Origin of the sequence: Rathayibacter sp. AY1F9, assembly GCF_002932155.1 — a bacterium.
Taxonomy (GTDB): domain Bacteria; phylum Actinomycetota; class Actinomycetes; order Actinomycetales; family Microbacteriaceae; genus Rathayibacter.
In genome coordinates this window covers 1-20,577 of record NZ_PSVA01000004.1, presented here as the reverse complement: position 1 = coordinate 20,577, position 20,577 = coordinate 1, and the positions used below count along the sequence as shown (strand labels likewise).

The following is a 20,577-nucleotide window of genomic DNA, read 5'->3' as shown; positions in this document are numbered from 1 at the left end:
AGAGGCTCGTCGTTCTCGATCAGCGGGAACAGCCAGTCGGTGCTGTGTAGAAGGCTTCGCCGACGTCCGTCCAGGAGCCCGCGCCGCCCGCGGTGAGAGAGAGGCTCTGATCGCTGGGCCAGCCGACCTCCCCGACCGAGCAGTGCACCCCGTACCGCCGGCACCACTGCCCGAAGGTCGTCACCGCCGCCACGAAGACCTGCTCGTCGGTGCCGCCCTGCTTGTCCGAGCGCAGGGTCGTGCCCGTGCCGCCGGGGTAGAAGTGCTGCGAGTACACGATCCGGTCCAGCGGGTCCTGGATCCACGGCCCGTCGGGTGCGATCGCAGCGACCGTGCCCGTCGTCGCCTCCCGCATCCCCTCGACCCAGATCGTGTGCCGATCGCCGGTCCCCCGGACGGCCGACACCACGGCCTCCGTGTAGGCCTTGTAGGTCTCGACGGGGACCAGCGACCGCTTCACCTCGTTGAAGAGGTCGTAGGCGGCGATGCGTCCGTCGTCCTGGAACTCCGCCGCGAGCAGGGTCCAGACCCGCTGCGCCTGGGATACCGAGAGCCCGGATCCGAACCAGACGGTCCCCTCGGGCAGATCGCCCTGGCTCGCCGGATAGGTGCCGTTGTTGTGCAGGTCGAGCACGGCCCGCATACCGGCGGCGCCGATGGCGGCGATCTCGGTCCGGAGCAGCGCGACCGCCGCCGGATCGAGCCCCTTCGCCAGAGCGTCGTCGGTGCTCTCCCCGTCGGCCTGCGGCTGCAGGAGCGACCAGGGCACCGCGAGCCGGACCAGGGTGAGCCCGCGGTCCGCCAGGAACTCGTAGCTCTCGGCCGGATTCCCGGCGGTGCAGTCGACTCCGACGTCGACGCGCGACTGCAGGTCGAACACGTTCACGCCGCGGAGGTAGGACCGGCCGCCCAGGTAGTCGTCGACCGAGCCGATGGCAGGCGCGGGCGACGCGGAGGCGGACGACGGCGCGCAGGCCACGGGAGCAGTTCCGTCGCTCCGCTCGAGGAGCCGCACGGCGACCACGACGAGGGCCGCGACCACCACGACGGCCAGGACGATCAGCAGCGGGCGGCGGAGCCCACGGCGCGGCCGATCGCGTGCAGCGGCGATGCGAGCCTCCCGAGCCTGCCTGCCCGGTGCGGCCACCGGATCGCCGCTGAGGCTAGCAGAGCTCCGCGACGCGTCAGCGCACCGCCACCGTCGCGCGGTCGCGGCCGGTGAGGTCGCGCTGCGTGGTCGCTCCGCGCCAGCCGTCGGCGGTGAGCAGGGCGCGGATCTCGGCGCCCTGCAGCTCGCCGTGCTCCATCACCAGCACTCCCCCGGAGCGGAGCAGGCGGAGGGCGGTCGCCGAGAGCGAGCGGACGACGTCCAGGCCGTCCTCGCCGCCGTAGAGCGCCGAGGGCGGGTCGAACAGGCGCACCTCCGGGTCGCGCGGGACGGCGGCGGCCGGGATGTAGGGCGGGTTGGAGACGACGACGGAGACGGTGCCGTCCAGCTCGGGAAGCGCCCGGGCGAGGTCGTCGAAGACGATGCGGGCGTTCTCGAGCCCGAGCCGCTCGCGGTTGCCACGGGCCCAGATGAACGCCTCGGGAGCGTTCTCCACCCCGATCACGCGCGCGTGCGGCACCTCGTGCGCGAGCGCGAGCGCCAGGGCTCCGCTGCCCGTGCCGAGGTCGACGGCGATCGGCTCCGGGTCGACGACCGCGCGGAGCGCGTCGATCGCGATCTGCGCGACGCCCTCGGTCTCCGGGCGCGGGACGAACACGCCGGGTCCGACCGCGAGCTCGAGCGAGCGGAACGGTGCGATCCCGGTGATGTGCTGCAGGGGCTCGCGAGCCGACCGGCGCTCGATCGCGCTCGCGAACGCCGCGGCGTGCTCCTCGTCGACGCTCAACCCCGTGATGAGGCGCGCCTGCAGCCGGCCGCGGCCGAGCCCGAGCAGGTGCCCGAGAAGCAGCTCCGCGTCGACGTCCGGCGTGGGGACGCGGGCGGCGGCGAGGCGGGCGACCGCGTCCGCGAGGAGGGTGCGCGCGTCGACACCGGTGGTCACGAGGGTCACGCCTCCTCGGAGCCGATGTCGGCCAGGCGGGCCTCCTCGTCGGCCTGGATGGCGCTCTCCACCACCGGGTCGAGCGCGCCGTTCATCACGCCGTCGAGGTTGTACGCCTTGTAGCCGGTGCGGTGGTCGGCGATGCGGTTCTCGGGGAAGTTGTAGGTCCGGATGCGCTCGGAGCGGTCCATCGTGCGGATCTGCGTCTTGCGCGCGTCCGAGGCCGCCGCGGCGATCTCCTCCTGCTGGCGGGCCAGGATGCGAGCGCGGAGCACGCGCATGCCCGCCTCGCGGTTCTGCAGCTGGCTCTTCTCGTTCTGCATCGACACGACGATGCCGGTCGGGAGGTGGGTGATCCGCACGGCGGAGTCGGTCGTGTTGACGGACTGCCCGCCGGGACCGGAGGAGCGGTAGACGTCGATCTTCAGGTCGTTCTGATTGATCGCGACCTCCTCGGGCGCGTCCACCTCGGGGAACACGAGCACGCCCGTGGTCGAGGTGTGGATCCGCCCCTGCGACTCGGTCACGGGGACGCGCTGCACCCGGTGCACGCCGCCCTCGTACTTGAGGTGCGCCCACACGCCCTGCGAGGGATCGGTGGCGTTGCTCTTGATCGCGACCTGCACGTTCTTGTAGCCGCCGAGGTCGGACTCGTCGCGGTCGAGGATCTCCGTCTTCCAGCCCTTCGCCTCGGCGTAGTGGAGGTACATCCGGAGGAGGTCGGCCGCGAACAGCGCGCTCTCGGCTCCGCCCTCGCCGCCCTTGATCTCCATGATGACGTCGCGGCCGTCGTCGGGGTCGCGCGGGATGAGCAGGCGCCGCAGCTTCTCCTGCGCCACCCGCAGCGACTCCTCCAACTCGGGGACCTCCTCCGCGAAGGCCTCGTCCTCGCGGGCGAGCTCGCGCGCGGCCTCGAGGTCCTCGCCGGCCTGGATCCAGGCGGAGTGGGCCGCCTTGATCTGGCTCAGCTCCGCGTAGCGCCGGTTGACCTTCTTGGCGCGGGCGGCATCGGCGTGGAGTGCCGGGTCGGAGAGCTGCGTCTGCAGGTCCTCGTGCTCGGCGAGGAGGACGCTGACGGATTCGAACATGGGGTCCTGGCTTCCGGAGGTGGTCGGGGTCGGGCTCATCGCCCGGGGACGCGAAAACGTCCGCGGCCGCCCCCGGTGACAGGGGCGACCGCGGACGTCGGGGCGCTAGTGGTGGCCGTTGCCGTGGCCGGCGGTGGCCGGGCCGACGGCCGACTTCGAGACCTGCATGAGGAACTCGACGTTGGACGAGGTCTCCTTCAGGCGCGACAGGATGATCTCGAGCGCCTGCTGCTGGTCGAGCCCGGCGAGGGCGCGGCGCAGCTTCCAGGTGATCTTGACCTCGTCGGCGCTGAGCAGCATCTCCTCGCGGCGCGTGCCGGAGGCGTTCACGTCGACGGCGGGGAAGATCCGCTTGTCGGCGAGGTGACGGGAGAGGCGGAGCTCCATGTTGCCGGTGCCCTTGAACTCCTCGAAGATCACCTCGTCCATCTTCGAGCCGGTCTCGATGAGCGCCGTCGCGAGGATGGTGAGCGAGCCGCCGTTCTCGATGTTGCGCGCCGCTCCGAAGAACTTCTTCGGCGGGTACAGCGCCGAGGCGTCCACGCCGCCCGAGAGCACGCGGCCCGAGGGAGGAGCGGTCACGTTGTAGGCGCGGCCGAGACGGGTTATGGAGTCGAGCAGCACGACCACGTCGTGGCCCAGCTCGACCAGGCGCTTCGCGCGCTCGATCGCGAGCTCGGCGACGGTCGTGTGGTCCTCGGCCGGGCGGTCGAAGGTGGAGGCGACGACCTCGCCGCGCACGGTGCGCTGCATGTCGGTGACCTCCTCCGGACGCTCGTCGACCAGGACGACCATCAGGTGGACCTCGGGGTTGTTCTGCACGATCGCGTTGGCGATCTGCTGCAGGACGATGGTCTTGCCGGCCTTGGGCGGCGCGACGATCAGGCCGCGCTGTCCCTTGCCGATCGGGGCGACCAGGTCGATGATCCGCTGGGTCAGCTTGCCGGGCTCCGTCTCGAGGCGCAGGCGCTCGGTCGGGTAGAGCGGCGTGAGCTTCTGGAACTCGACGCGCGCAGCGGCCTCCTCGACGGTCTGGCCGTTGATCGAGTCGACGCGGACGATCGCGTTGTACTTCTGGCGGCCGCCGCCCTCGCCCTCGCGGGGCTGGCGGATGGCGCCGACGACCGCGTCGCCCTTGCGCAGGTTGTACTTCTTGACCTGGCCGAGGGAGACGTAGACGTCGCTGACGCCGGGCAGGTACCCGGTGGTGCGCACGAAGGCGTAGTTGTCGAGGACGTCGAGGATGCCGGCGACCGGGATGAGGACGTCGTCCTCGCCGATCTCGGGCTCGAAGTCGTCGCCGATCGCTCCGCCGCGGCGCTTGCGGTCGCGGTAGCGGCTGCGGCGGCCGTCCTCGCCCTCGGCCTGCTGGCCGTTCTGGGGCTGTCCGGAGCCGTTCTGCTGAGGAGCCTGCTGGCCCTCGGACTGCGCGGCGCGCGCGCCCTGACCGTTCTGCGGCTGGGACTGCGAGGCGGGGCTCTGCTGAGCGTCGTTCTGGCGGTCGTCCCCGCGGTTGCGGTTCCGGTTGCGGCGGTTGCGACCGCGGCCGGTGCCCTGCTGGTCGCCGTTCTGCTGCTGGTCGCCGCCCTGCTGCTCCTGCTGGTCGCCGGAGTCGGAGGAGTCGGCGTCGTTCTCGGCGGGCGCCTGCTCGGCCTGCTCGCTCTGCTCGGAGGCGCCCCCGCGGCTGCGGCGGCGTCCGCGGCGCTCGCGCTGGCCGCCCTCGCGGGAGGAGTCGTCCGACTCCGGCCCGTTGGGCAGCTCGATGTCGATGACGGGCTTCGCAGCCTGGTCGGCGTCGCGGTCCTGCTCGATGACGGGGAGGTCGGGGATCAGCGACTCGACGCCGGTCCCGCCGGGGATGTTGAGGTGCTCGCCGGCGGCGACGGTGCCGCTGGAGGCGCGGCGCGAGCTGCGTCGGCGGGGCGCGCGCTCGGCGGGCTCGGCGACCGGCTCGGCCGCCGCGGGGAGCTCGAGCTCGACGGGGGCCGACTCGGCGGCCGTCGCGGAGGGCTCGTCGACGGTGGGCGCGGCCTGCTCGAGGACGTCGGCCGTGTCGGCCTCGGTGCTCTCGACGGGCGTCGGCAGCTCCGCCGGCGCCTCGGGCTGCGGAGCGGACTGCTCGGCCACATCGGCCGGCTCGGCCTCGACGCCGGTTGCGTCGACGTCCGGGGCGACCGCTGCGTCGTCCGGACCGACCGCGTCGGCGATCGCGGCGGGCGCGTCCTCGGCGGAGGCGGCGCGCAGGTCCGAGATGGCCTGGACCAGCTCGCCCTTGCGGAGCTTGGAGGCGCCGCCGAGGCCGAGCCGCGTCGCGAGAGCCTGGAGCTCGGCGACGCGCAGACCGGAGAGGTCGGCGGTGAGGTCCACGGTCGAGCCGTGGGTGTTGACGTCTGTCACTGGAGAGGGTTCCTTCCCCCCGGGAACGAGTGCTCACCGGGAGAGCTCATCGACCGTGCGGTGCCATCGCGTGTTCTGATCCACGCGATGCTCTCGGCCGCCGGGACCGACTGCCGCAGAGAGCGAGGAGAGGGCCCGGAGACCAGGCGCCGGTCTGCAAGAGGAGCAGGGGCGCCCTTCACACGATGTGATGGCCGTGGTTGTCGGGACGATCCGTCGGACAGATTCCGCTCGTTACGCGGTTCCTCGGGATGCGGTACCCACTGTAGCACCCTTGAAGTCGACGGCCAGCATGTGCGCGCGCCACGGCGTGGGGGCCTCCCGCTCCACCAGATCCGCGGCGGCGAGGCGCTGTGCGGGGTCGCTGCAGAGCACCAGGACGCTCGGTCCGGCACCCGAGACGACGGCCGCGTAGCCGTGCGAGCGCAGCAGCGCGATCAGCGCTGAGGTCTCGGGCATGGCGGCCGCGCGGTAGTTCTGGTGCAGCTTGTCCTCGGTCGCCGCGAACAGCAGCTCCGGGCTCTGGATGAGAGCGGCGATCAGGAGCGAGGAGCGCGAGACGTTGAACACCGCGTCCTCGTGCGGCACGCTCTGCGGCTGCAGCGAGCGTGCCAGCCGCGTCGACATGGTGTGCTCGGGCACGAAGACGACCGGGGACACGCCGCGGTGGACCATGAGCTTCTTGGAGCGCGGGCGCAGCGGCGAGTCGTCGGCGCCGGAGGCGTGCGGCTCGACCCATGCGATGGTGAGGCCGCCGAACAGCGCGGGCGCCACGTTGTCGGGGTGCCCCTCCATCTCGGTGGCGATGCGGAGGAGGTCGTCCGAGTCGAGCTCGACGACGCCCTCGAGCAGGCCCTTCGCGGCCATGATGCCGGAGACGATCGCGGCGCCGGACGAGCCCATCCCGCGGCCGTGCGGGATGATGTTGCGCGCGATCACCTCGATGCCGGGCATCTCCTGCCGCTGGTCGGCGAACGTGTACGCGATGGCCTGCACGACGAGGTTCGTCTCGTCGGTCGCCACCTCTCCCTCGCCGACCCCGTGCACGGTGACCCGCGCACCCGTGGCCGCGACGGCCGTCACGTCGAGCTCGTCGTAGAACGAGAGCGCCAGGCCGAGCGTGTCGAAGCCGGGGCCCAGGTTCGCCGAGGTGGCGGGGACCTTGACGTGGACGGTGCGGCCGACGGGAACCGCCGAGGTCATGCGCCGGCCAGCCCCAGCACATCCGCGATCGCGGCGGTGTCGACCGGGACGACGGTCGGCGTGATGTCCGCGCCGTCGGCCGTGCGGAGCGCCCACTGCGGGTCCTTGAGCCCGTGGCCGGTGACCGTCAGGACGACGGTCGCGTCCCTCGGGATCGCTCCGGCCTCGGCGCGCTCGAGGAGCCCCGCGACGCTGATCGCCGACGCCGGCTCGACGAAGACGCCGACCTCGCCCGCGAGGATGCGGTACGCCTCGAGGATCTTCTCGTCGCTGATCGCGCCGAAGTAGCCGTCGCTGACGGTGCGCGCGTTCAGGGCGAGCTCCCACGAGGCCGGGTTGCCGATCCGGATCGCGCTGGCGATCGTCTCGGGGTGGCGGACCGGGGCGCCGTGCACGATCGGAGCGGAGCCCTCGGCCTGGAAGCCGAACATGCGCGGGAGGCGGGTCGACTCGCCGCGCTCCAGCTCCTCCGAGTAGCCGCGGAAGTAGGCGGTGTAGTTGCCCGCGTTGCCGACCGGGACGATGTGGAAGTCCGGCGCGTCGCCCAGCACCTCGACGACCTCGAAGGCCGCGGTCTTCTGGCCGGCGATGCGGTCCGGGTTCACCGAGTTGACCAGGTGGACCGGGTAGTTCTTCGCGAGGTCGCGGGCGATGTCGAGGCAGTCGTCGAAGTTGCCCTGCACCTGCAGCAGCTGCGCGTTGTGCGCGATCGCCTGGCTGAGCTTGCCCAGGGCGATCTTGCCCTCCGGCACCAGGACGGCCGCGGTGATTCCGGCGTGCGTCGCGTAGGCGGCGGCCGACGCGGAGGTGTTGCCGGTCGAGGCGCAGATGACGGCCTTCGCGCCGTGCTCGACGGCCTTCGAGATCGCCATGGTCATGCCGCGGTCCTTGAAGGAGCCGGTCGGGTTCATGCCCTCGTACTTGACCCACACCTTCGCGCCCGTGCGCGCCGAGAGGGCCGCCGCGGGGATGAGCGGCGTGCCGCCCTCGCCGAGAGTGATGACCGGGGTCGCCTCGGTGACATCGAGGCGGTCCGCGTACTCGTGCAGGACTCCGCGCCACTGCTTGGCCATCTCAGGCTCCTTCAACTCGTAGAACGGACGTCACGGCGCCGACGAAACCATGGGAATGGAGGGCGGTGACGGTGGCCGCCAGATCGGATTCCGCCGCGGCGTGCGTGCCGATGACCAGGGTAGCGGTCGGCTCGCGCCGCTCCGCACCGCCCTGCTCCTCCAGCGGGTCGGCGCCGGGCGGGGTCTGCACCAGGGTCTCGACCGAGACGCCGTGATCGGCGAAGACGCCCGCGATCTGCGCGAGCACGCCGGGGCGGTCGAGCACCTCGAGGGTGACCTGGTACCGGGTGGTGACGTGGCCGATCGGGAGGACCGCGAGCCCGGAGCTCGCGCTGGTCACCAGGCCGGGGCCGCCGACGACGTGGCGGCGGGCGGCCGACACGACGTCGCCGAGGACGGCGGAGGCCGTCTCGATCCCGCCGGCGCCGGCGCCGTAGAACATCAGGTCGCCGGCCGCCTCCGCCTCGACGAAGACCGCGTTGTTGGCCCCGTGCACGGCCGCGAGCGGGTGGGAGCGGTGCACGAGCGCGGGGTAGACCCGCGCGGACACGCCCTCCACGCCGGTCTTGGCGTCGGTCAGCCGCTCGCAGATCGCGAGCAGCTTGATCACGTAGCCGGAGTCGCGGGCCTGGTCGACCTGCGCCTTCGTGATGCCGGTGATGCCCTCGCGGTGCACCAGGGTGACCGGGACGTCGGTGTGGAAAGCGAGGCGGGCGAGGATCGCCGCCTTCTGCGCCGCGTCGTAGCCCTCGATGTCGGCGGTCGGGTCGGACTCGGCGTAGCCGAGCTCGGTCGCGCGGGCGAGCGCGTCCTCGAGGCTCGCGTGCTCGGTGTCCATCCGGTCGAGGATGTAGTTGGTCGTGCCGTTGACGATGCCGAGGATGCGGTGGACCCGGTCGCCGGCGAGGCTGTCGCGCAGCGGCCGGATGATCGGGATCGCGCCGGCGACGGCCGCCTCGTAGTTGAGCTGGGCGCCCACCTGGTCGGCGGCCTCGAAGAGCTCGTTGCCGTGGGCGGCGAGCAGCGCCTTGTTGGCCGTGATCACGTCCGCGCCCGACGAGATCGCCGTGAGGATGTGGCTGCGGGCGGGCTCGAGCCCGCCGATCAGCTCGACCACGATGTCGGCGCCCAGGATCAGCGACTCGGCGTCGGTGGTGAGCAGGTGCTTCGGGATGTCGGCGGTGCGGGGCGCGTCCACGTCCCTGACGGCCACGCCCACGAGCTCCAGCGGCGCCCCCACGCGCTGGGCGAGCTCGTCGCCGTGGTCGAGCAGGAGGCGCGCCACCTGGGCACCGACGGACCCGGCGCCCAGCAGGGCGACGCGGAGGCTGCGGTACTCGATCATCGGGAGGTGGCCTTTCGTTCGATGCCGGCGTCGCGGCGGAGGAGGTCCTCCTCGGTCTCGCCGCGCACGAGGACGCGCGAGCGCCCGTCGCGGACGGCGATCACCGGGGGGCGCCCGAGGTAGTTGTAGTTGCTGGCGAGCGACCAGCAGTAGGCGCCGGTCGCGGCGACGGCGAGCAGGTCGCCCGGCCGCACGTCCGCGGGCAGGAAGTCGTCGTGGACGACGATGTCGCCCGACTCGCAGTGCTTCCCGGCCACCCGCACGAGGGCGGGCTCGGCCGAGGAGGAGCGGTCGGCGATCCGCGCCGTGTAGTCGGCGCCGTAGAGCGCCGGACGGGCGTTGTCGCTCATGCCGCCGTCGACGCTGACGTAGCGGCGGACCGCGGTCGAGCCCTCGGAGCCGACCGTCACATCCTTCACGGTGCCCACCTCGTAGAGGGTGACGCCGGCGGGCCCGATCAGCGAGCGGCCGGGCTCGATCGCGATGTGCGGCACCGGGACGCCGCGGGCGGAGCACTGCTCGGCGACCGCGTCGGCGACGGCGGCCGCGATCTCGGCGATCGGGGTCGGGTCGTCGGCACTGGTGTACGCGATGCCGAAGCCGCCGCCGAGGTTGAGCTCCGGCACGGGCCCGTCCGCGAGCAGTGCCGCGTGGACGTCGAGCAGGCGCGACGCCGACTCCGCGAACCCGGCGGAGCCGAAGATCTGGGATCCGATGTGGCAGTGCAGCCCGAGGAACCGCAGGGAGGAGAAGGAGCGGATGCGGGCGACCGCGGCCGGGCAGTCGGCGAGTGCGAGGCCGAACTTCTGGTCCTCGTGCGCCGTGGCGAGGAACTCGTGGGTGTGCGCGTGCACTCCGCTGTTGACCCGGAGGCGCACCGCCTGCACGCGGCCGTGCCGCTCGGCCGCGGCTGCGACGCGCTCGATCTCGACGAGGCTGTCGAGCACGATCGTGCCCGCGCCCACCTCGACGGCCCTGTCGATCTCGCGGAGCGACTTGTTGTTGCCGTGGAGGCCGAAGCGCTCGGGCTCGATCCCGGCGGCGAGGGCCACTGCCATCTCGCCGCCGCTGGAGAGGTCGAGGTTCAGGCCCTCGTCGCGCATCCAGCGGGCGACCTCGGTCGAGAGGAACGCCTTGCCCGCGTAGTAGACCGTGACGCCGGTGCCGATCCGGCCGAGCTCGCGGGCGAAGACCTCACGCATCTCGACGGCCCTGCGGCGGGCGTCGGCCTCGTCCACCACGTAGAGAGGAGTGCCGTGCTCGCGCACCAGCTCGGCGACGGGCACTCCGGCGATCCGGATCCCGCCGTCCTCGCCGCGCTCGGCGCTGTCCGGCCACACGCCGTCGGCCAGGGCGTTCGGGTCGGCGGGCGTGTGCAGCCACTCAGGCGCGAGCGGATGCCGGGGGGCGCGGGCGTCGACGGTGTCCACGGGTGAGACCTCACAGGAGAGAGTGGGAGCGTCACTGCGGGGCGAGCGGGTCCGGATTGACCCCTGAAGCCAGCGATGTCAGTGTTCGGCCCGCGGAAGACGCCGGCACAGGGCTCCGATCCTACCGGTCCGGGGCGGCGGCGCCGCGCGGGCTCAGGCGCACGTGCCCGGTTCCTGCTCCGCGGGGTCGCTGAGGAACGTCGGAGAGAGCGCGAAGCTCGCGTTCAGCGACTCGTCGGCGACCTCGACTCCGGTCAGCGTCAGTCCGCGCGGCACCGAGTCCGCGATGCACACGGAGGACGGAGCGAGCAGGTCGCCGGAGACGGCGCCGAAGCGGTCGCGGAAGTCGGTCGCCGAGAAGGTCGCACCGGCGGCGGAGACCTCGGCCGGGGTCAGCCGGATGGCGCCGTCCACGGCCGCGAGCTCCATCCCCACGCCCGCGCCGAGCCGGAGGCCCAGCACCTCGACGGAGGCGGTCACGCGCACGAGCGGAGCGTCCAGGGTCACCTCGTCGACGGGAACGGTGCTGCGCTCGGTGACGAGCCGCGAGACCGAGGCCGCGTCGATCGCGACCGTGGTGCTGCCGGACTCGACCGCTCCGACGCCGCTCACCGGCACCCCGATCAGGGTCGCAGCGACGTCGCCGTCGAGCTCGCCGAACGTCACGTCCGAGCTGCGCAGGTCGAGCCGGTCCAGCCGCCCCGAGACGAGCTGCGGGAGCACGGCCCAGCCGGCGACGTCGACGTCCACCGCCCGGTCCGCGGGCAGTGCGAGCGCCTCGCGGAGGCTCGCGGCGGCGCGGTCCGCGACGGCGCGGCGGGCGAGCGAGTCGCCCACCACCGCCGCGACCACGAGCAGCACCAGCACCACGACGACCACCACGGCCGCGCGTCCCCCGCGCCGGCGCCGCGGCGCAGCCCCCGACGCGCTCACATCCGGTCCGGGGCCGTGACGCCCAGCAGGGAGAGCCCGTTGCGGAGCACCTGCCCGGTCGCCTCGTTCAGGCGCAGCCGGGTCGAGTGCACGGCCTCGACCGGGTCCTCGCCCTGCGGCACGACCCGGCAGTTGTCGTACCAGCGGTGGTAGAGGCCGGCGACCTCCTCGAGGTACCGCGCGACGCGGTGCGGCTCGCGCAGCTCCGCGGCGTGCGCCACGATGCGCGGGAACTCCTGCAGGCCGCCGAGCAGCGCCGACTCGGTCGGATGCACCAGCGTCTCGGGCGCGAACGGCTCGACGGGGACGCCCGACGCCGCGGCCTTCGCCGCGACCTGGCGGGTGCGCGCGTGGGCGTACTGCACGTAGTAGACGGGGTTGTCGTTGCTCCGCTTGGTCAGCAGGTCGAGGTCGATGTCGAGGGTCGAGTCGGCCGAGGAGCGCACCAGCGAATAGCGCGCGGCGTCCACGCCGACGGCCTCCGTGAGGTCCTCCATCGTGACGACGGTCCCCGCCCGCTTGGACATCCGGACCGCCTCGCCGTCGCGGAGCAGGTTGACCAGCTGGCCGATCAGGATCTCGAGGTTCACGCCCGGGGTGTCGCCGAACGCCGCGCACATCGCCATCATCCGGCCGATGTAGCCGTGGTGGTCGGCGCCGAGCATGATGATCGCCCGATCGAAGCCGCGCTCGCGCTTGTCGAGGTAGTAGGCGAGGTCGCCCGCGATGTAGGCCGCCTCCCCGTCGCTCTTGATGATGACGCGGTCGCGGTCGTCGCCGAACGAGGTGGTCCGCAGCCAGGTGGCGCCGTCCGCCTCGAAGATGTGCCCGAGCTCGCGGAGGCGCTCGATCGCGCGGTCGACGGCGCGCGACTCGTGCAGGGAGTTCTCGTGGAAGTACACGTCGAAGTCGACGCCGAACTCGTGCAGGCTCTGCTTGATCTCGCCGAACATCAGCTCGACGCCGATCGAGCGGAAGGTCTCGGCGAGCTCCTCCTCGGGCAGGACGGCGAGGTCGCCCGGGTAGGCGGCCGCGACGCGCTCGGCGATGTCGCCGATGTAGGCGCCGCCGTAGCCGTCCTCCGGGGTCGGCTCGCCGCGGTGGGCGGCGAGGAGGCTCCGCGTGAAGCGGTCGATCTGCGCGCCGTGGTCGTTGAAGTAGTACTCGCGGGTCACCTCGGCGCCCTGCGAGAGGAGCATCCGGGCCAGGCTGTCGCCGACCGCCGCCCAGCGCGTCCCGCCGATGTGGATGGGGCCGGTGGGGTTGGCGGAGACGAACTCGAGGTTCATCCGGACGCCGGCGTAGGCGGACCCGGTGCCGTAGGCCTCGCCCGCCTCGACGATCGCGCCGGCCAGGGCACCCGCGGCCGCGGCCTCGAGCCGGACGTTGAGGAAGCCGGGACCGGCGACCTCGACCGTGGCGACGCCCTCGACCGCGCCCAGCCCCTCGGCCAGCTCGGCGGCGAGCTCGCGCGGGTTCGCGCCGACCCGCTTCGCGAGCTTCATCGCGATGTTCGAGGCCCAGTCGCCGTGGTCGCGGTTCTTCGGGCGCTCCAGCACGACGTCCGAGAGCTCGACGCCCGCATCGCTCCCCCGTCGCTGCACGGCGTCGAGGACGAGGGCGTGCAGGGAGGCGGCGAGCTGTTCGGGAGTCACGGGGAGCGATTCTACCGGCCGCCGCGCCCGCGCCCCCCGTCCCTCCTGCACCGCGGGGCCGCTCGGCAGGGCGGCGTTGCTAGGGTGCGACGCATGCGCCGTCCCGCCGCCCTCCTCCTCGTCGCCCTCGCCGCGGCGGCCCTCTCCGGCTGCTCCCCCGCGGCCGACCCGGAGCCCAGCGCGAGCGGCGCCGTCAGCGGCACGCCGATCCCCCTCGCCTGCGAGCAGCTGGTCCCGGCCTCGGCGCTCGCGGGCCTGTGGGGCGGATTCTCCCCGGACGACGGCATCGGGACCACCGCCGTCTCCGAGGAGATCGCCCAGTACGACGGCCTGGTCTGCGGATGGTCCGACGATTCGGGCGCCGAGCTGCAGCTGGCCGTGGCCCACCTCGACCCCGCGGTGATCGAGGCGCTCAAGAACGAGTTCTTCACCACCAGCAAGGCCGTCCCCACCTACGGCAAGCCGCCGGAGATCGAGGGCTACTACCAGGTGGCCGAGGGGCGGGGCGTCGCGGACGCCTTCGTCGGCGAGTACTGGATCGAGGCGTCCAGCGCCTCCTTCGTCGAGCCGGGCGACCCCGAGCCGCTCGTGCGGTCGGCGATCGGCGTCCTCGCCGGCTGAGCCCCGGCGTCAGCCCAGGCGCACCGGCGAGACGTGGTCGTCGACGAGCGCCGCGTCGCAGTCGGCCTCCACGCTCATCCCGGTCAGGCACAGGTCCGTCAGGTAGCTGCTGAGGAACGCGGTGTCCGCCGTGTCCCGGCCGGACGAGATGCGCAGCATCGACCCGCGCGGAGCCAGCCGGGTCGCGTCCACGACGTGCCAGGCGCCGCCCACCCAGGCCTCCGTGACCGCGTGGAAGTCCCGCGGCTCGAGGCCCGGCGCGTAGACCGCCGTCACCCGGGCGGGGATGTCGAGGGCGCGGAGCAGCCCGGCGACCGTGTGCGCGAAGTCCCGGCACACGCCCTGGCCGCTCTCGATGACCTGCGCCGCTCCCCCGGTGCCGACCGTCGACCCGTAGACGTACGACAGGTGGCCGTGCACCCATTCCTCGACGGCCGTCAGCGCCTCGAAGCCCCGGGCCCGCCCGAATTCGCGCCGGGCTATCCCGCCGAGCACGTCCGCCTCGGCGTACCGGCTCGGCCGCAGGTACTCGACGAGCTCGAGCTCGCTCGGCTCGTCCGGAGCGCCGTGCCCGGCGACCCGCGCCCGGTACTCGACCCGCAGGTCGCCCTCGTTCCCCGCGACGCGGTGCACGCGGGCGCCGTGCCGCGCCGGGAACTCCCGCACCGGCACGTCCTGCCCGTCGAGCCGGACGGTGAAGGAGTCCTCGAACGAGTCGCCCGTGGGCGTCGCCGCCACCAGGAAGATCAGGTCGGTCGGGCCGTTGAGACGCAGATCCAGCGAGGCGGAGACGGTGCGCAGCATGGCTCCATCGTGGCATGCGGGAGGACCGCTCCCGGCGTCGGGGCCCGCCCCGCCCGGGTGCTAATGTGGTCAGGCACTCCTGGCCCCCATAGCTCAGGGGATAGAGCACTGCCCTCCGGAGGCAGGGGCGTAGGTTCGAATCCTACTGGGGGCACCACCTCGAAAGGCCCGGAATCACGCGGAAGTAGCGGGTTCCGGGCCTTCTTCGTTCGCCAGTTCTGCCCACGTTCTGCCCACAACCGCCTGCTGAATGGCCTGATCGAGGGCGGCTGAGACGGCGTCCAGGTCGTCCTCGAACAGGTCCGCGTAGACGTCGAGGGTGACCGCCGCGGAGGCGTGCCCGAGCATGCGCTGCACGGCCTTCACGTTGGCGCCGGCGCTGATCGCGAGGGACGCCGCGGTGTGTCTCAGCTCGTGAGGTGTGAGCCCTGGCCGGCCGATCGAATCCGCGGCTGTGTCGAGCCACCCGCGGCGGAACACGCGGCCCCTCAGCCACCCGTTCCCGCGACTTCCGGGGAACACCGGATCATCCGGTGCGCGGCCGGCGACGTGCGCGCGCAGCTCCGTAACGATCGACGCGGGCACGGGGATTGAGCGCGCTTCGTAGTCCTTCGGGGTCGACTCGTGCTGCACTCCCCCGACCTCGACGACGGTGTGCGACACCTCGAGCCGCCCGCGGCGCAGGTCGACGTCGCGCACGCGCAGGCCGGACAGCTCGCCCCAGCGGAGTCCGCAGTACGCGAGGACGCGCACGAGGAGCCCGTAGCCGTTCCGGGCGCCGCTCTCGGCGCCGCGGCCGATCGCGTCGACGGCGGCCGCGAGATGGGCGACCTCGTCGTGCGAGAGGTAGACCTTCGCGGCGGCGACGACCTTCGGGAGCTTCAGCCCGTGCGCGGGGTTCGCCGGGATCCGCCCGTCGCGCTGTGCGGCCGTCAGCGCCCCGGAGAGCACGTTCACGATCTTCCGGACGCTCGAGGGGGACTGAGTCGCGAGCAGCTGGCTCGCCCACGCCTGGACTGTGCCGTGAGTGAGCTCTCCGAGCGGGTACCGGCCGAGCGCCGGCACGATGTGGCCTTGCACGATGCCCTCGGCGCGTTCCCGCGACGTCGCCCGGAGGTCGGTGCGGGTGACCAGCCAGGACGCCAACCAGTCCGCGACGGTCACGCGCGACTTCGACGGGTCGAGGTAGACGCCGCGGACCTTGTCGAGCTCGACGGATGCGAGGAACAGCTCAGCCTCGCGCTTGGTGCGGAACCCGCGCTTGTCGGTCTGCGACCGGTCTGGCTTCCGGTAGCGGACCCGGTACCGCTTGCCCGCGGCGGTCTCGTAGGGGGTGACACTGCCCATCAGACGTCCAGCTCGAGCTCCGCCCAGTTCGGTTCAGACCAGGGGATTCCGGCGCGCCTCATCGTGCGACCGAGCGCCTTCATCTCCCCGCTGATGTCGGCGCCGTACCGCTCCATGATGCGGAGCCAGTCAGCCACTCCATCCGCCTCGCCTGAACAGATTTCAGAGAGCTCCGCGAGTTCGTCGTCCTCCGCGCCACTCTCGCGTTCGGACCGGATGTCGAGAACCGTCCGGACAAGGCGCGCCTGCGCGCGGCGCCAACTGTTGATCGTCTGGAGCAGACCGTAGGAAGCAGCACTCGCGGGCCGGTCGCGCTCATCTCCTCGCGACTCTCCATGCAGCCAAGTTAGGGCGGCAGCCATCACGACGGGCTGGTCTCGTTCCGCGCCGATACCCGTGCGCGAATCCCAGACCATCGCGCGCCGAGCAGGAAGGGCGAAGTCTGGCGCGGCGTTCGGAGTCTCGTAGTCGACGAGAAGCGCGCTCGGAGGAACGTCAAGGACGCGCGCGATCGCGATCCACTGCATGACCGTCAGGTCGCGCTTCCGGCCGTTCTCGAGGTTGGCGACGATCGAGCGCGTCAGACCCTCGCCAGCCGCGATAGCCAGGGCTTCACCTGAGAGCTTCGCGAGCTTCCGGTACCTGGCGACGGTTCGTCCGATTGTGGGAATTTCGTTCTCTGCAGGCACGCGCTACACACTACGGCCGATTTCGTGTACCGTCACTCACGACACAACGGCAGTGAAATTGTGTAGCGACGATCGAGAGAGGTTCACATGACCATCACCCACCCTGACGTCTCCGCCGAGCAGAGGCGTCTTCTGACTCCCGAGCAGGTGAGCGAGTGGACGCAGATCAGCGTCGCCGCCCTCAGCCAGCTCCGGTACACCGGACGAGGACCGACGTTCCTGAAGCCCACCCCGAAGACCGTGCTGTACCGACCGGCCGACGTACAGGCGTGGCTGGACGCCTCCGAGCGCACGAGTACCGCGAGGGCGTCGTAGTGGCCGGCGCGAAGCTCGGCGAAATGCGCGTTCAGCTCCTCATCGAGGGCACGACGACGGCCGTCTCGGCGGTCGCGCTGACCCGGAACAAGACCATCACCGCCGCCTTGTTACTCCGGCTCCTCCCGGCGCTCGTCCGAGATCTCACCGAGACCCTCGAGCGGATGCGCAGCCGGGAGGAGCAACCCGCGAAGGGCGAGCCGCTGTGAGCCGATCTGAGGCCACAACGCCGCCCACCCACCCAGATACTCACCCTCAACGGGAAAGGGTCGGAGCGCCATCACTACTGGCTCTCCGACCCGAAGACACCCACCCCAACCGCCAGGAAGAGGAACGCATCATGTCCAACACGACCGTACCCCAGACCGCCGTCATGCCGGAAGGCGTGCACCCGATCGTCGAGTTCCCGATCGACGACACGTGGAAGGTCACCGAGAAGACCCGCTACGTCGCCTACTTCGAGTACCCCGACGGCACGCGGGACTGCGACAGCGACCCCACCCGGCCCGTGCCCGACGATGTCCGGAAGCTGTGGCTCGACGAACGGGCGAACATCGTCACGTTCCTGGGGCTCTACAAGATCATGAACGTCGAGAACGGCGTCGCCGTCGGCTTGTTGACCTCGGTGTTCCCCTGCACCGTCTACGAGCCCGACGCGTGCACCGGCCACGACCTGCTGCCCGACGGCACGATCCTCAACCCGACCCGGCACGACGCCCCCGACCGGGATCTCGTGTCGCTCATGGGCGAGTACGTGGTCTACGGCCAGGACTTCGTCGACGAGGAGGGACCCGGGACGGTGCTGTCGTTCCCGTCGACCGAGATCACGACGAACGGCGAGGGTCTGGTCCACATCGCCGATGAACTCGAGGTGCTGGTCGCGTTGTTGCGGAAGCGGGCGTTCGAGATCCTCCCCGAGGACCCCGAGAGCGTTCCGCTGGACCACGTCGACGAGGGACACGACGAGATGGAGCCGCCGTGCTGATCGCAGCGATCCTCCTATCCATGGACATCAGCCGCACGATCGGGTCGTTCGCAACGGTGCTGCTCCTGGTCCTCACGATCATCGAGTGGCGCCGTGCTCAGACTGCGGCTCACGCTGCCGTTCAGGCCTGCGACGACCTGCTCGCGCTGCTCCACGGCTACAAGCGGAAGGACGGCGATGAATGAGCGGCACGGCCATGAAGTGGGCCTGGCGGCAGCCGAAGGCCTACCCCGAGATGAGTCCGGGCGCGCACCACCTGCTGCTGTGCATCGCGGACCGTTTCAACACGAAGAGCGGGCAGGCGTGGCCCGGACGCTCCGACATCGCCGAGCGGACCCACCTGTCGGAGTCGTCGATCCAGCGGCACACGAAGGAGCTCGAGGCTCTCGGGCTGGTTCAGGTCCTGCCCCGCATCTCGAGCGTCGGCCGGAAGGTTGGACTGCTGTACCGGCTGCCGACCTTCGACTACTGGGGGGAGCGGGAGGCCGAGACGAACTCCTTCGACCACAACGGCAAGTACGACGAGACGCTCGACGAGAGGGAGGGGTGGTCACGGTGACTACCCCTGACCAGATCTGCGAGGGGTAGTCACCGTGACTGGCGGGGTAGTCAGGGTGACTGGTGGGGGTAGTCACCCTGACCGCCGGGGGTAGTCACGGTGACCGATCGTATGAACTCCCAAGAGAACTCCTAGAAGAACTCCCAAGTGAAGGCTCAACGTCTACCGACGTCGAGCTAGCGATTCTCTCTTCGAGATGAAGAGCAGACCACCTATCGGCTCACCTCTGCAGACACAGAGGAAGCCAGCTACGAGAGGAAGACCATGAGCACCATCAACGACCGTCGCCGAGAGGTGACCGAGCAGCTGCAGAGGAAGGGGCCGGCGTTCGAGCGGCCCGAGGTGTCAGGACCGAATCAGGCGGAGCAGGTCATCGACACCTACCGGGACCGCCGCCTCTTCGCAGCCGACGAGCGAGCAGCCCGCCGCACCCCCGCCGTCACCGAGAAGGAGAACCAGCTGTGAGCAATCCGACCCTCATCGTCACCGAGCCGTACAAGTCCCCGATCGCCCTCGACGGGCTCCAATCGCACGACATCTTCCACGAGGTCGCCCGGACGGTGCCCGGCTACGACGAGCTCGTCGAGCGCACCGCCCGCTTCCTCGACTACAAGGTCGCGGTGCCATCGGCGGGTGAAGCAGTCGTCACTGCTGCCCGCGCGTACATGGACGGCACCAACGTCGACGATGCTCTCCGGCCCGCTGTGCTGGCCTCTGACGCACGGAAGGTGTCGGAGGTGGGCGAGATGGTGCGACGGGAGATCTCGGGCACCCTGTCGGCGGAGGCGGACAGCTGGTATCGGACGCACGCGGGTCGTATCACTCGCGGCCTTTCGGCGCTCGCTCGAGAGGTGGAGGGGGAGGCACGTGGGCTGTTCGACGGGCCTCTCCTCGGCATCCGCTCCGCTGACGACGACCGCGAGGGAGCAGAAGCCGAGTGGAAGCGGGCTCGGCAGCTCGCTCGTCGGTACGAGCAGCTCGCGGCGATCGCGTCGGCGATGCTCGGCACGGTCCATTCGCTCTACCCCGCGTCCTGGGTCGTGTCGAACTACGCCGAGGTGTGGCCCGACTGCTGGCTCGCAGGCGGGGCCGACCTCAGCAGCGGCACCGACGTCGGCATGCAGCTGCCTCGGCAGACCGCTCCGTGGCTGGATCACGTCACGGCTGCTGAGCAGTTCCGGTGGCTGATCGAGCACGGCGCTCACCTCATCGTCCCGACGCGGGCGGAGTACGACCAGCAGCTGCACGGCATCCGCGCCTACACCGCCGCGACCGTGAAGGCCCGCGCGGCCGCCGAGAAGGAGAAGCTCAGCCTCCGCCGCTGACCCCACAGACCGGGGAGTAGGTCAGAGGTGGTTTCTACTCCCCCGCGGCCGGCGTCCGCCTCCTCGCATTGACGCCGGCCGCACCCCACCGACTGAGCCACGAGCTCGCCAGACGCCGTGCTCGGTCGTCGACCGCACACCGAGCCGAGCCCGGCACACACTGCGCCCCCGCTGTCACTACGGCACGGGGGCGCAGCTGCGTCTAGCTGACGACCTCGCCGGCCTCCTCGCTCCACCCGCAGCCGACGGTGACGCACCTCCGCTGATCCATCCCGCGGTCGTCGTATGTCTGGGGCGGCCGCACCTCGACGCTCCACTGGTTGCACCTCGGGCACTGATCGATCCGCTTCACACCATGCATGGCCGCACCATATGTGCCACCGCCGACAGTCGCCCGCCCCTCAGCTACCGGACACCACCAGCGCCACCACCGAAATCGCTACAGCAGCGACCGAGGCGATGGTGCTCGCCACCGTCAGCCAGAACGTGGCGCGCGCCAGCTTCACGCTGTCGGCCGCAAGTCTGTTGCTCGCCTCTGTCGCCCGATCTCGAGACCGTCGCTCCAGCTCCTCCAGGTAGTAGCCGGTGCCTACCACTGTGTGCACCGCGTGCGCGTCATGCTCACGGACCAGCTGCTCATCTGACAGCGCCCGCATCTGCTCGATCGAGTAGCGGCAAGCTCGTGACGCCGACACCCCAATTCTACCGTTGAGGGCCCTCTCAGAACCTGCTCGAAACAGGGTCGAAAGAGGCCAAT

At 71.5% G+C, this 20,577-nt stretch carries 22 protein-coding genes and 1 tRNA gene; 9 read left to right on the top strand and 14 right to left on the bottom strand.

Features of this window, described 5'->3' with window-relative positions; genetic code table 11:
* Positions 1-19: 19 nt before the first annotated feature.
* The 10 genes from C5C37_RS17710 to argS form a co-directional block, all read right to left on the bottom strand.
* Positions 20-1,147: a glycoside hydrolase family 5 protein gene (locus C5C37_RS17710; RefSeq protein ID WP_104338517.1), complete on the bottom strand. Its 1,128-nt coding sequence runs from the start codon at positions 1,145-1,147 to the stop codon at positions 20-22.
* A 37-nt stretch (positions 1,148-1,184) separates the two neighbouring features.
* Positions 1,185-2,060 carry a peptide chain release factor N(5)-glutamine methyltransferase gene (prmC, locus tag C5C37_RS04155; protein ID WP_104237567.1) on the bottom strand — a complete coding sequence of 292 codons (876 nt, stop codon included), beginning with the start codon at positions 2,058-2,060 and terminating at the stop codon, positions 1,185-1,187.
* Complete coding sequence (prfA, locus tag C5C37_RS04150; protein ID WP_104232724.1) at positions 2,057-3,139, bottom strand: peptide chain release factor 1; 1,083 nt, start codon at positions 3,137-3,139, stop codon at positions 2,057-2,059. Before prfA ends, prmC begins: the two co-directional genes overlap by 4 nt.
* Before the next feature lie 105 nt (positions 3,140-3,244).
* Positions 3,245-5,536 carry a transcription termination factor Rho gene (gene rho, locus C5C37_RS04145; RefSeq protein WP_104246597.1) on the bottom strand — a complete coding sequence of 764 codons (2,292 nt, stop codon included), beginning with the start codon at positions 5,534-5,536 and terminating at the stop codon, positions 3,245-3,247.
* A gap of 234 nt (positions 5,537-5,770) precedes the next feature.
* Complete coding sequence (gene thrB / locus C5C37_RS04140) at positions 5,771-6,739, bottom strand: homoserine kinase (protein WP_104223004.1); 969 nt, start codon at positions 6,737-6,739, stop codon at positions 5,771-5,773.
* Positions 6,736-7,812: a threonine synthase gene (thrC, locus tag C5C37_RS04135; RefSeq protein WP_104260117.1), complete on the bottom strand. Its 1,077-nt coding sequence runs from the start codon at positions 7,810-7,812 to the stop codon at positions 6,736-6,738. Before thrC ends, thrB begins: the two co-directional genes overlap by 4 nt.
* Before the next feature lies 1 nt (position 7,813).
* Positions 7,814-9,157: a homoserine dehydrogenase gene (locus tag C5C37_RS04130; RefSeq protein ID WP_104223002.1), complete on the bottom strand. Its 1,344-nt coding sequence runs from the start codon at positions 9,155-9,157 to the stop codon at positions 7,814-7,816.
* The gene (lysA, locus tag C5C37_RS04125; protein ID WP_104338516.1) at positions 9,154-10,587 is read right to left on the bottom strand and encodes a diaminopimelate decarboxylase; all 1,434 of its coding nucleotides are present in this window, start codon (positions 10,585-10,587) and stop codon (positions 9,154-9,156) included. The genes C5C37_RS04130 and lysA overlap by 4 nt, the downstream gene beginning before the upstream one ends.
* A gap of 153 nt (positions 10,588-10,740) precedes the next feature.
* The gene (locus C5C37_RS04120; RefSeq protein ID WP_104262485.1) at positions 10,741-11,469 is read right to left on the bottom strand and encodes an LmeA family phospholipid-binding protein; all 729 of its coding nucleotides are present in this window, start codon (positions 11,467-11,469) and stop codon (positions 10,741-10,743) included.
* 47 nt (positions 11,470-11,516) lie between these two features.
* On the bottom strand, positions 11,517-13,175 hold the full coding sequence (gene argS / locus C5C37_RS04115; protein WP_104222999.1) for an arginine--tRNA ligase: 1,659 nt from the start codon (positions 13,173-13,175) through the stop codon (positions 11,517-11,519).
* Between the two features lie 93 nt (positions 13,176-13,268).
* On the opposite strand from argS, the gene C5C37_RS04110 reads away from it, so the two are divergent.
* Positions 13,269-13,796: a hypothetical protein gene (locus C5C37_RS04110; protein WP_104237561.1), complete on the top strand. Its 528-nt coding sequence runs from the start codon at positions 13,269-13,271 to the stop codon at positions 13,794-13,796.
* 9 nt (positions 13,797-13,805) lie between these two features.
* Here the strand turns inward: C5C37_RS04110 and C5C37_RS04105 are convergent, their stop codons facing one another.
* Positions 13,806-14,600 carry a transglutaminase family protein gene (locus C5C37_RS04105; RefSeq protein ID WP_104268467.1) on the bottom strand — a complete coding sequence of 265 codons (795 nt, stop codon included), beginning with the start codon at positions 14,598-14,600 and terminating at the stop codon, positions 13,806-13,808.
* Positions 14,601-14,682: 82 nt separating this feature from the next.
* Between C5C37_RS04105 and C5C37_RS04100 the strand changes: the two genes are divergently transcribed.
* Positions 14,683-14,757: transfer RNA gene (locus C5C37_RS04100), tRNA-Arg, on the top strand.
* Between the two features lie 17 nt (positions 14,758-14,774).
* Here C5C37_RS04100 and C5C37_RS04095 read toward each other — a convergent pair.
* Together C5C37_RS04095 and C5C37_RS04090 are read right to left on the bottom strand one after the other, a co-directional pair.
* The gene (locus C5C37_RS04095; protein ID WP_104338515.1) at positions 14,775-15,947 is read right to left on the bottom strand and encodes a tyrosine-type recombinase/integrase; all 1,173 of its coding nucleotides are present in this window, start codon (positions 15,945-15,947) and stop codon (positions 14,775-14,777) included.
* Positions 15,947-16,636: a helix-turn-helix domain-containing protein gene (locus C5C37_RS04090; protein WP_104338514.1), complete on the bottom strand. Its 690-nt coding sequence runs from the start codon at positions 16,634-16,636 to the stop codon at positions 15,947-15,949. Before C5C37_RS04090 ends, C5C37_RS04095 begins: the two co-directional genes overlap by 1 nt.
* A gap of 87 nt (positions 16,637-16,723) precedes the next feature.
* Here C5C37_RS04090 and C5C37_RS04085 point away from each other — a divergent pair, with 87 nt between their 5' ends.
* The 7 genes from C5C37_RS04085 to C5C37_RS04055 all read left to right on the top strand — a co-directional run bounded on the left by C5C37_RS04085 (position 16,724) and on the right by C5C37_RS04055 (position 19,820).
* Entirely contained in the window at positions 16,724-16,951 is a 228-nt protein-coding gene (locus tag C5C37_RS04085) for an AlpA family transcriptional regulator (RefSeq protein ID WP_104338513.1), read from the top strand.
* Between the two features lie 23 nt (positions 16,952-16,974).
* Positions 16,975-17,160: a hypothetical protein gene (locus tag C5C37_RS04080; RefSeq protein WP_146085181.1), complete on the top strand. Its 186-nt coding sequence runs from the start codon at positions 16,975-16,977 to the stop codon at positions 17,158-17,160.
* A 131-nt stretch (positions 17,161-17,291) separates the two neighbouring features.
* Positions 17,292-17,936, top strand: a complete 645-nt coding sequence (locus C5C37_RS04075; RefSeq protein WP_104338511.1) for a hypothetical protein — start codon at positions 17,292-17,294, stop codon at positions 17,934-17,936.
* A 20-nt stretch (positions 17,937-17,956) separates the two neighbouring features.
* Positions 17,957-18,121, top strand: a complete 165-nt coding sequence (locus tag C5C37_RS17395; protein WP_181127366.1) for a hypothetical protein — start codon at positions 17,957-17,959, stop codon at positions 18,119-18,121.
* Positions 18,118-18,495 carry a helix-turn-helix domain-containing protein gene (locus C5C37_RS04065; RefSeq protein WP_104338509.1) on the top strand — a complete coding sequence of 126 codons (378 nt, stop codon included), beginning with the start codon at positions 18,118-18,120 and terminating at the stop codon, positions 18,493-18,495. Before C5C37_RS17395 ends, C5C37_RS04065 begins: the two co-directional genes overlap by 4 nt.
* Before the next feature lie 264 nt (positions 18,496-18,759).
* The gene (locus tag C5C37_RS04060; RefSeq protein ID WP_104338508.1) at positions 18,760-18,960 is read left to right on the top strand and encodes a hypothetical protein; all 201 of its coding nucleotides are present in this window, start codon (positions 18,760-18,762) and stop codon (positions 18,958-18,960) included.
* Positions 18,957-19,820 (top strand): hypothetical protein, encoded by an 864-nt coding sequence (locus C5C37_RS04055; protein ID WP_104338507.1) that lies wholly within the window; start codon positions 18,957-18,959, stop codon positions 19,818-19,820. The genes C5C37_RS04060 and C5C37_RS04055 overlap by 4 nt, the downstream gene beginning before the upstream one ends.
* Before the next feature lie 401 nt (positions 19,821-20,221).
* On the opposite strand, the gene C5C37_RS04050 is transcribed toward C5C37_RS04055, so the two are convergent.
* Positions 20,222-20,577, bottom strand: a 356-nt coding sequence (locus tag C5C37_RS04050; protein WP_219814460.1) for a hypothetical protein, incomplete at its 5' end; no start/stop codon positions are given.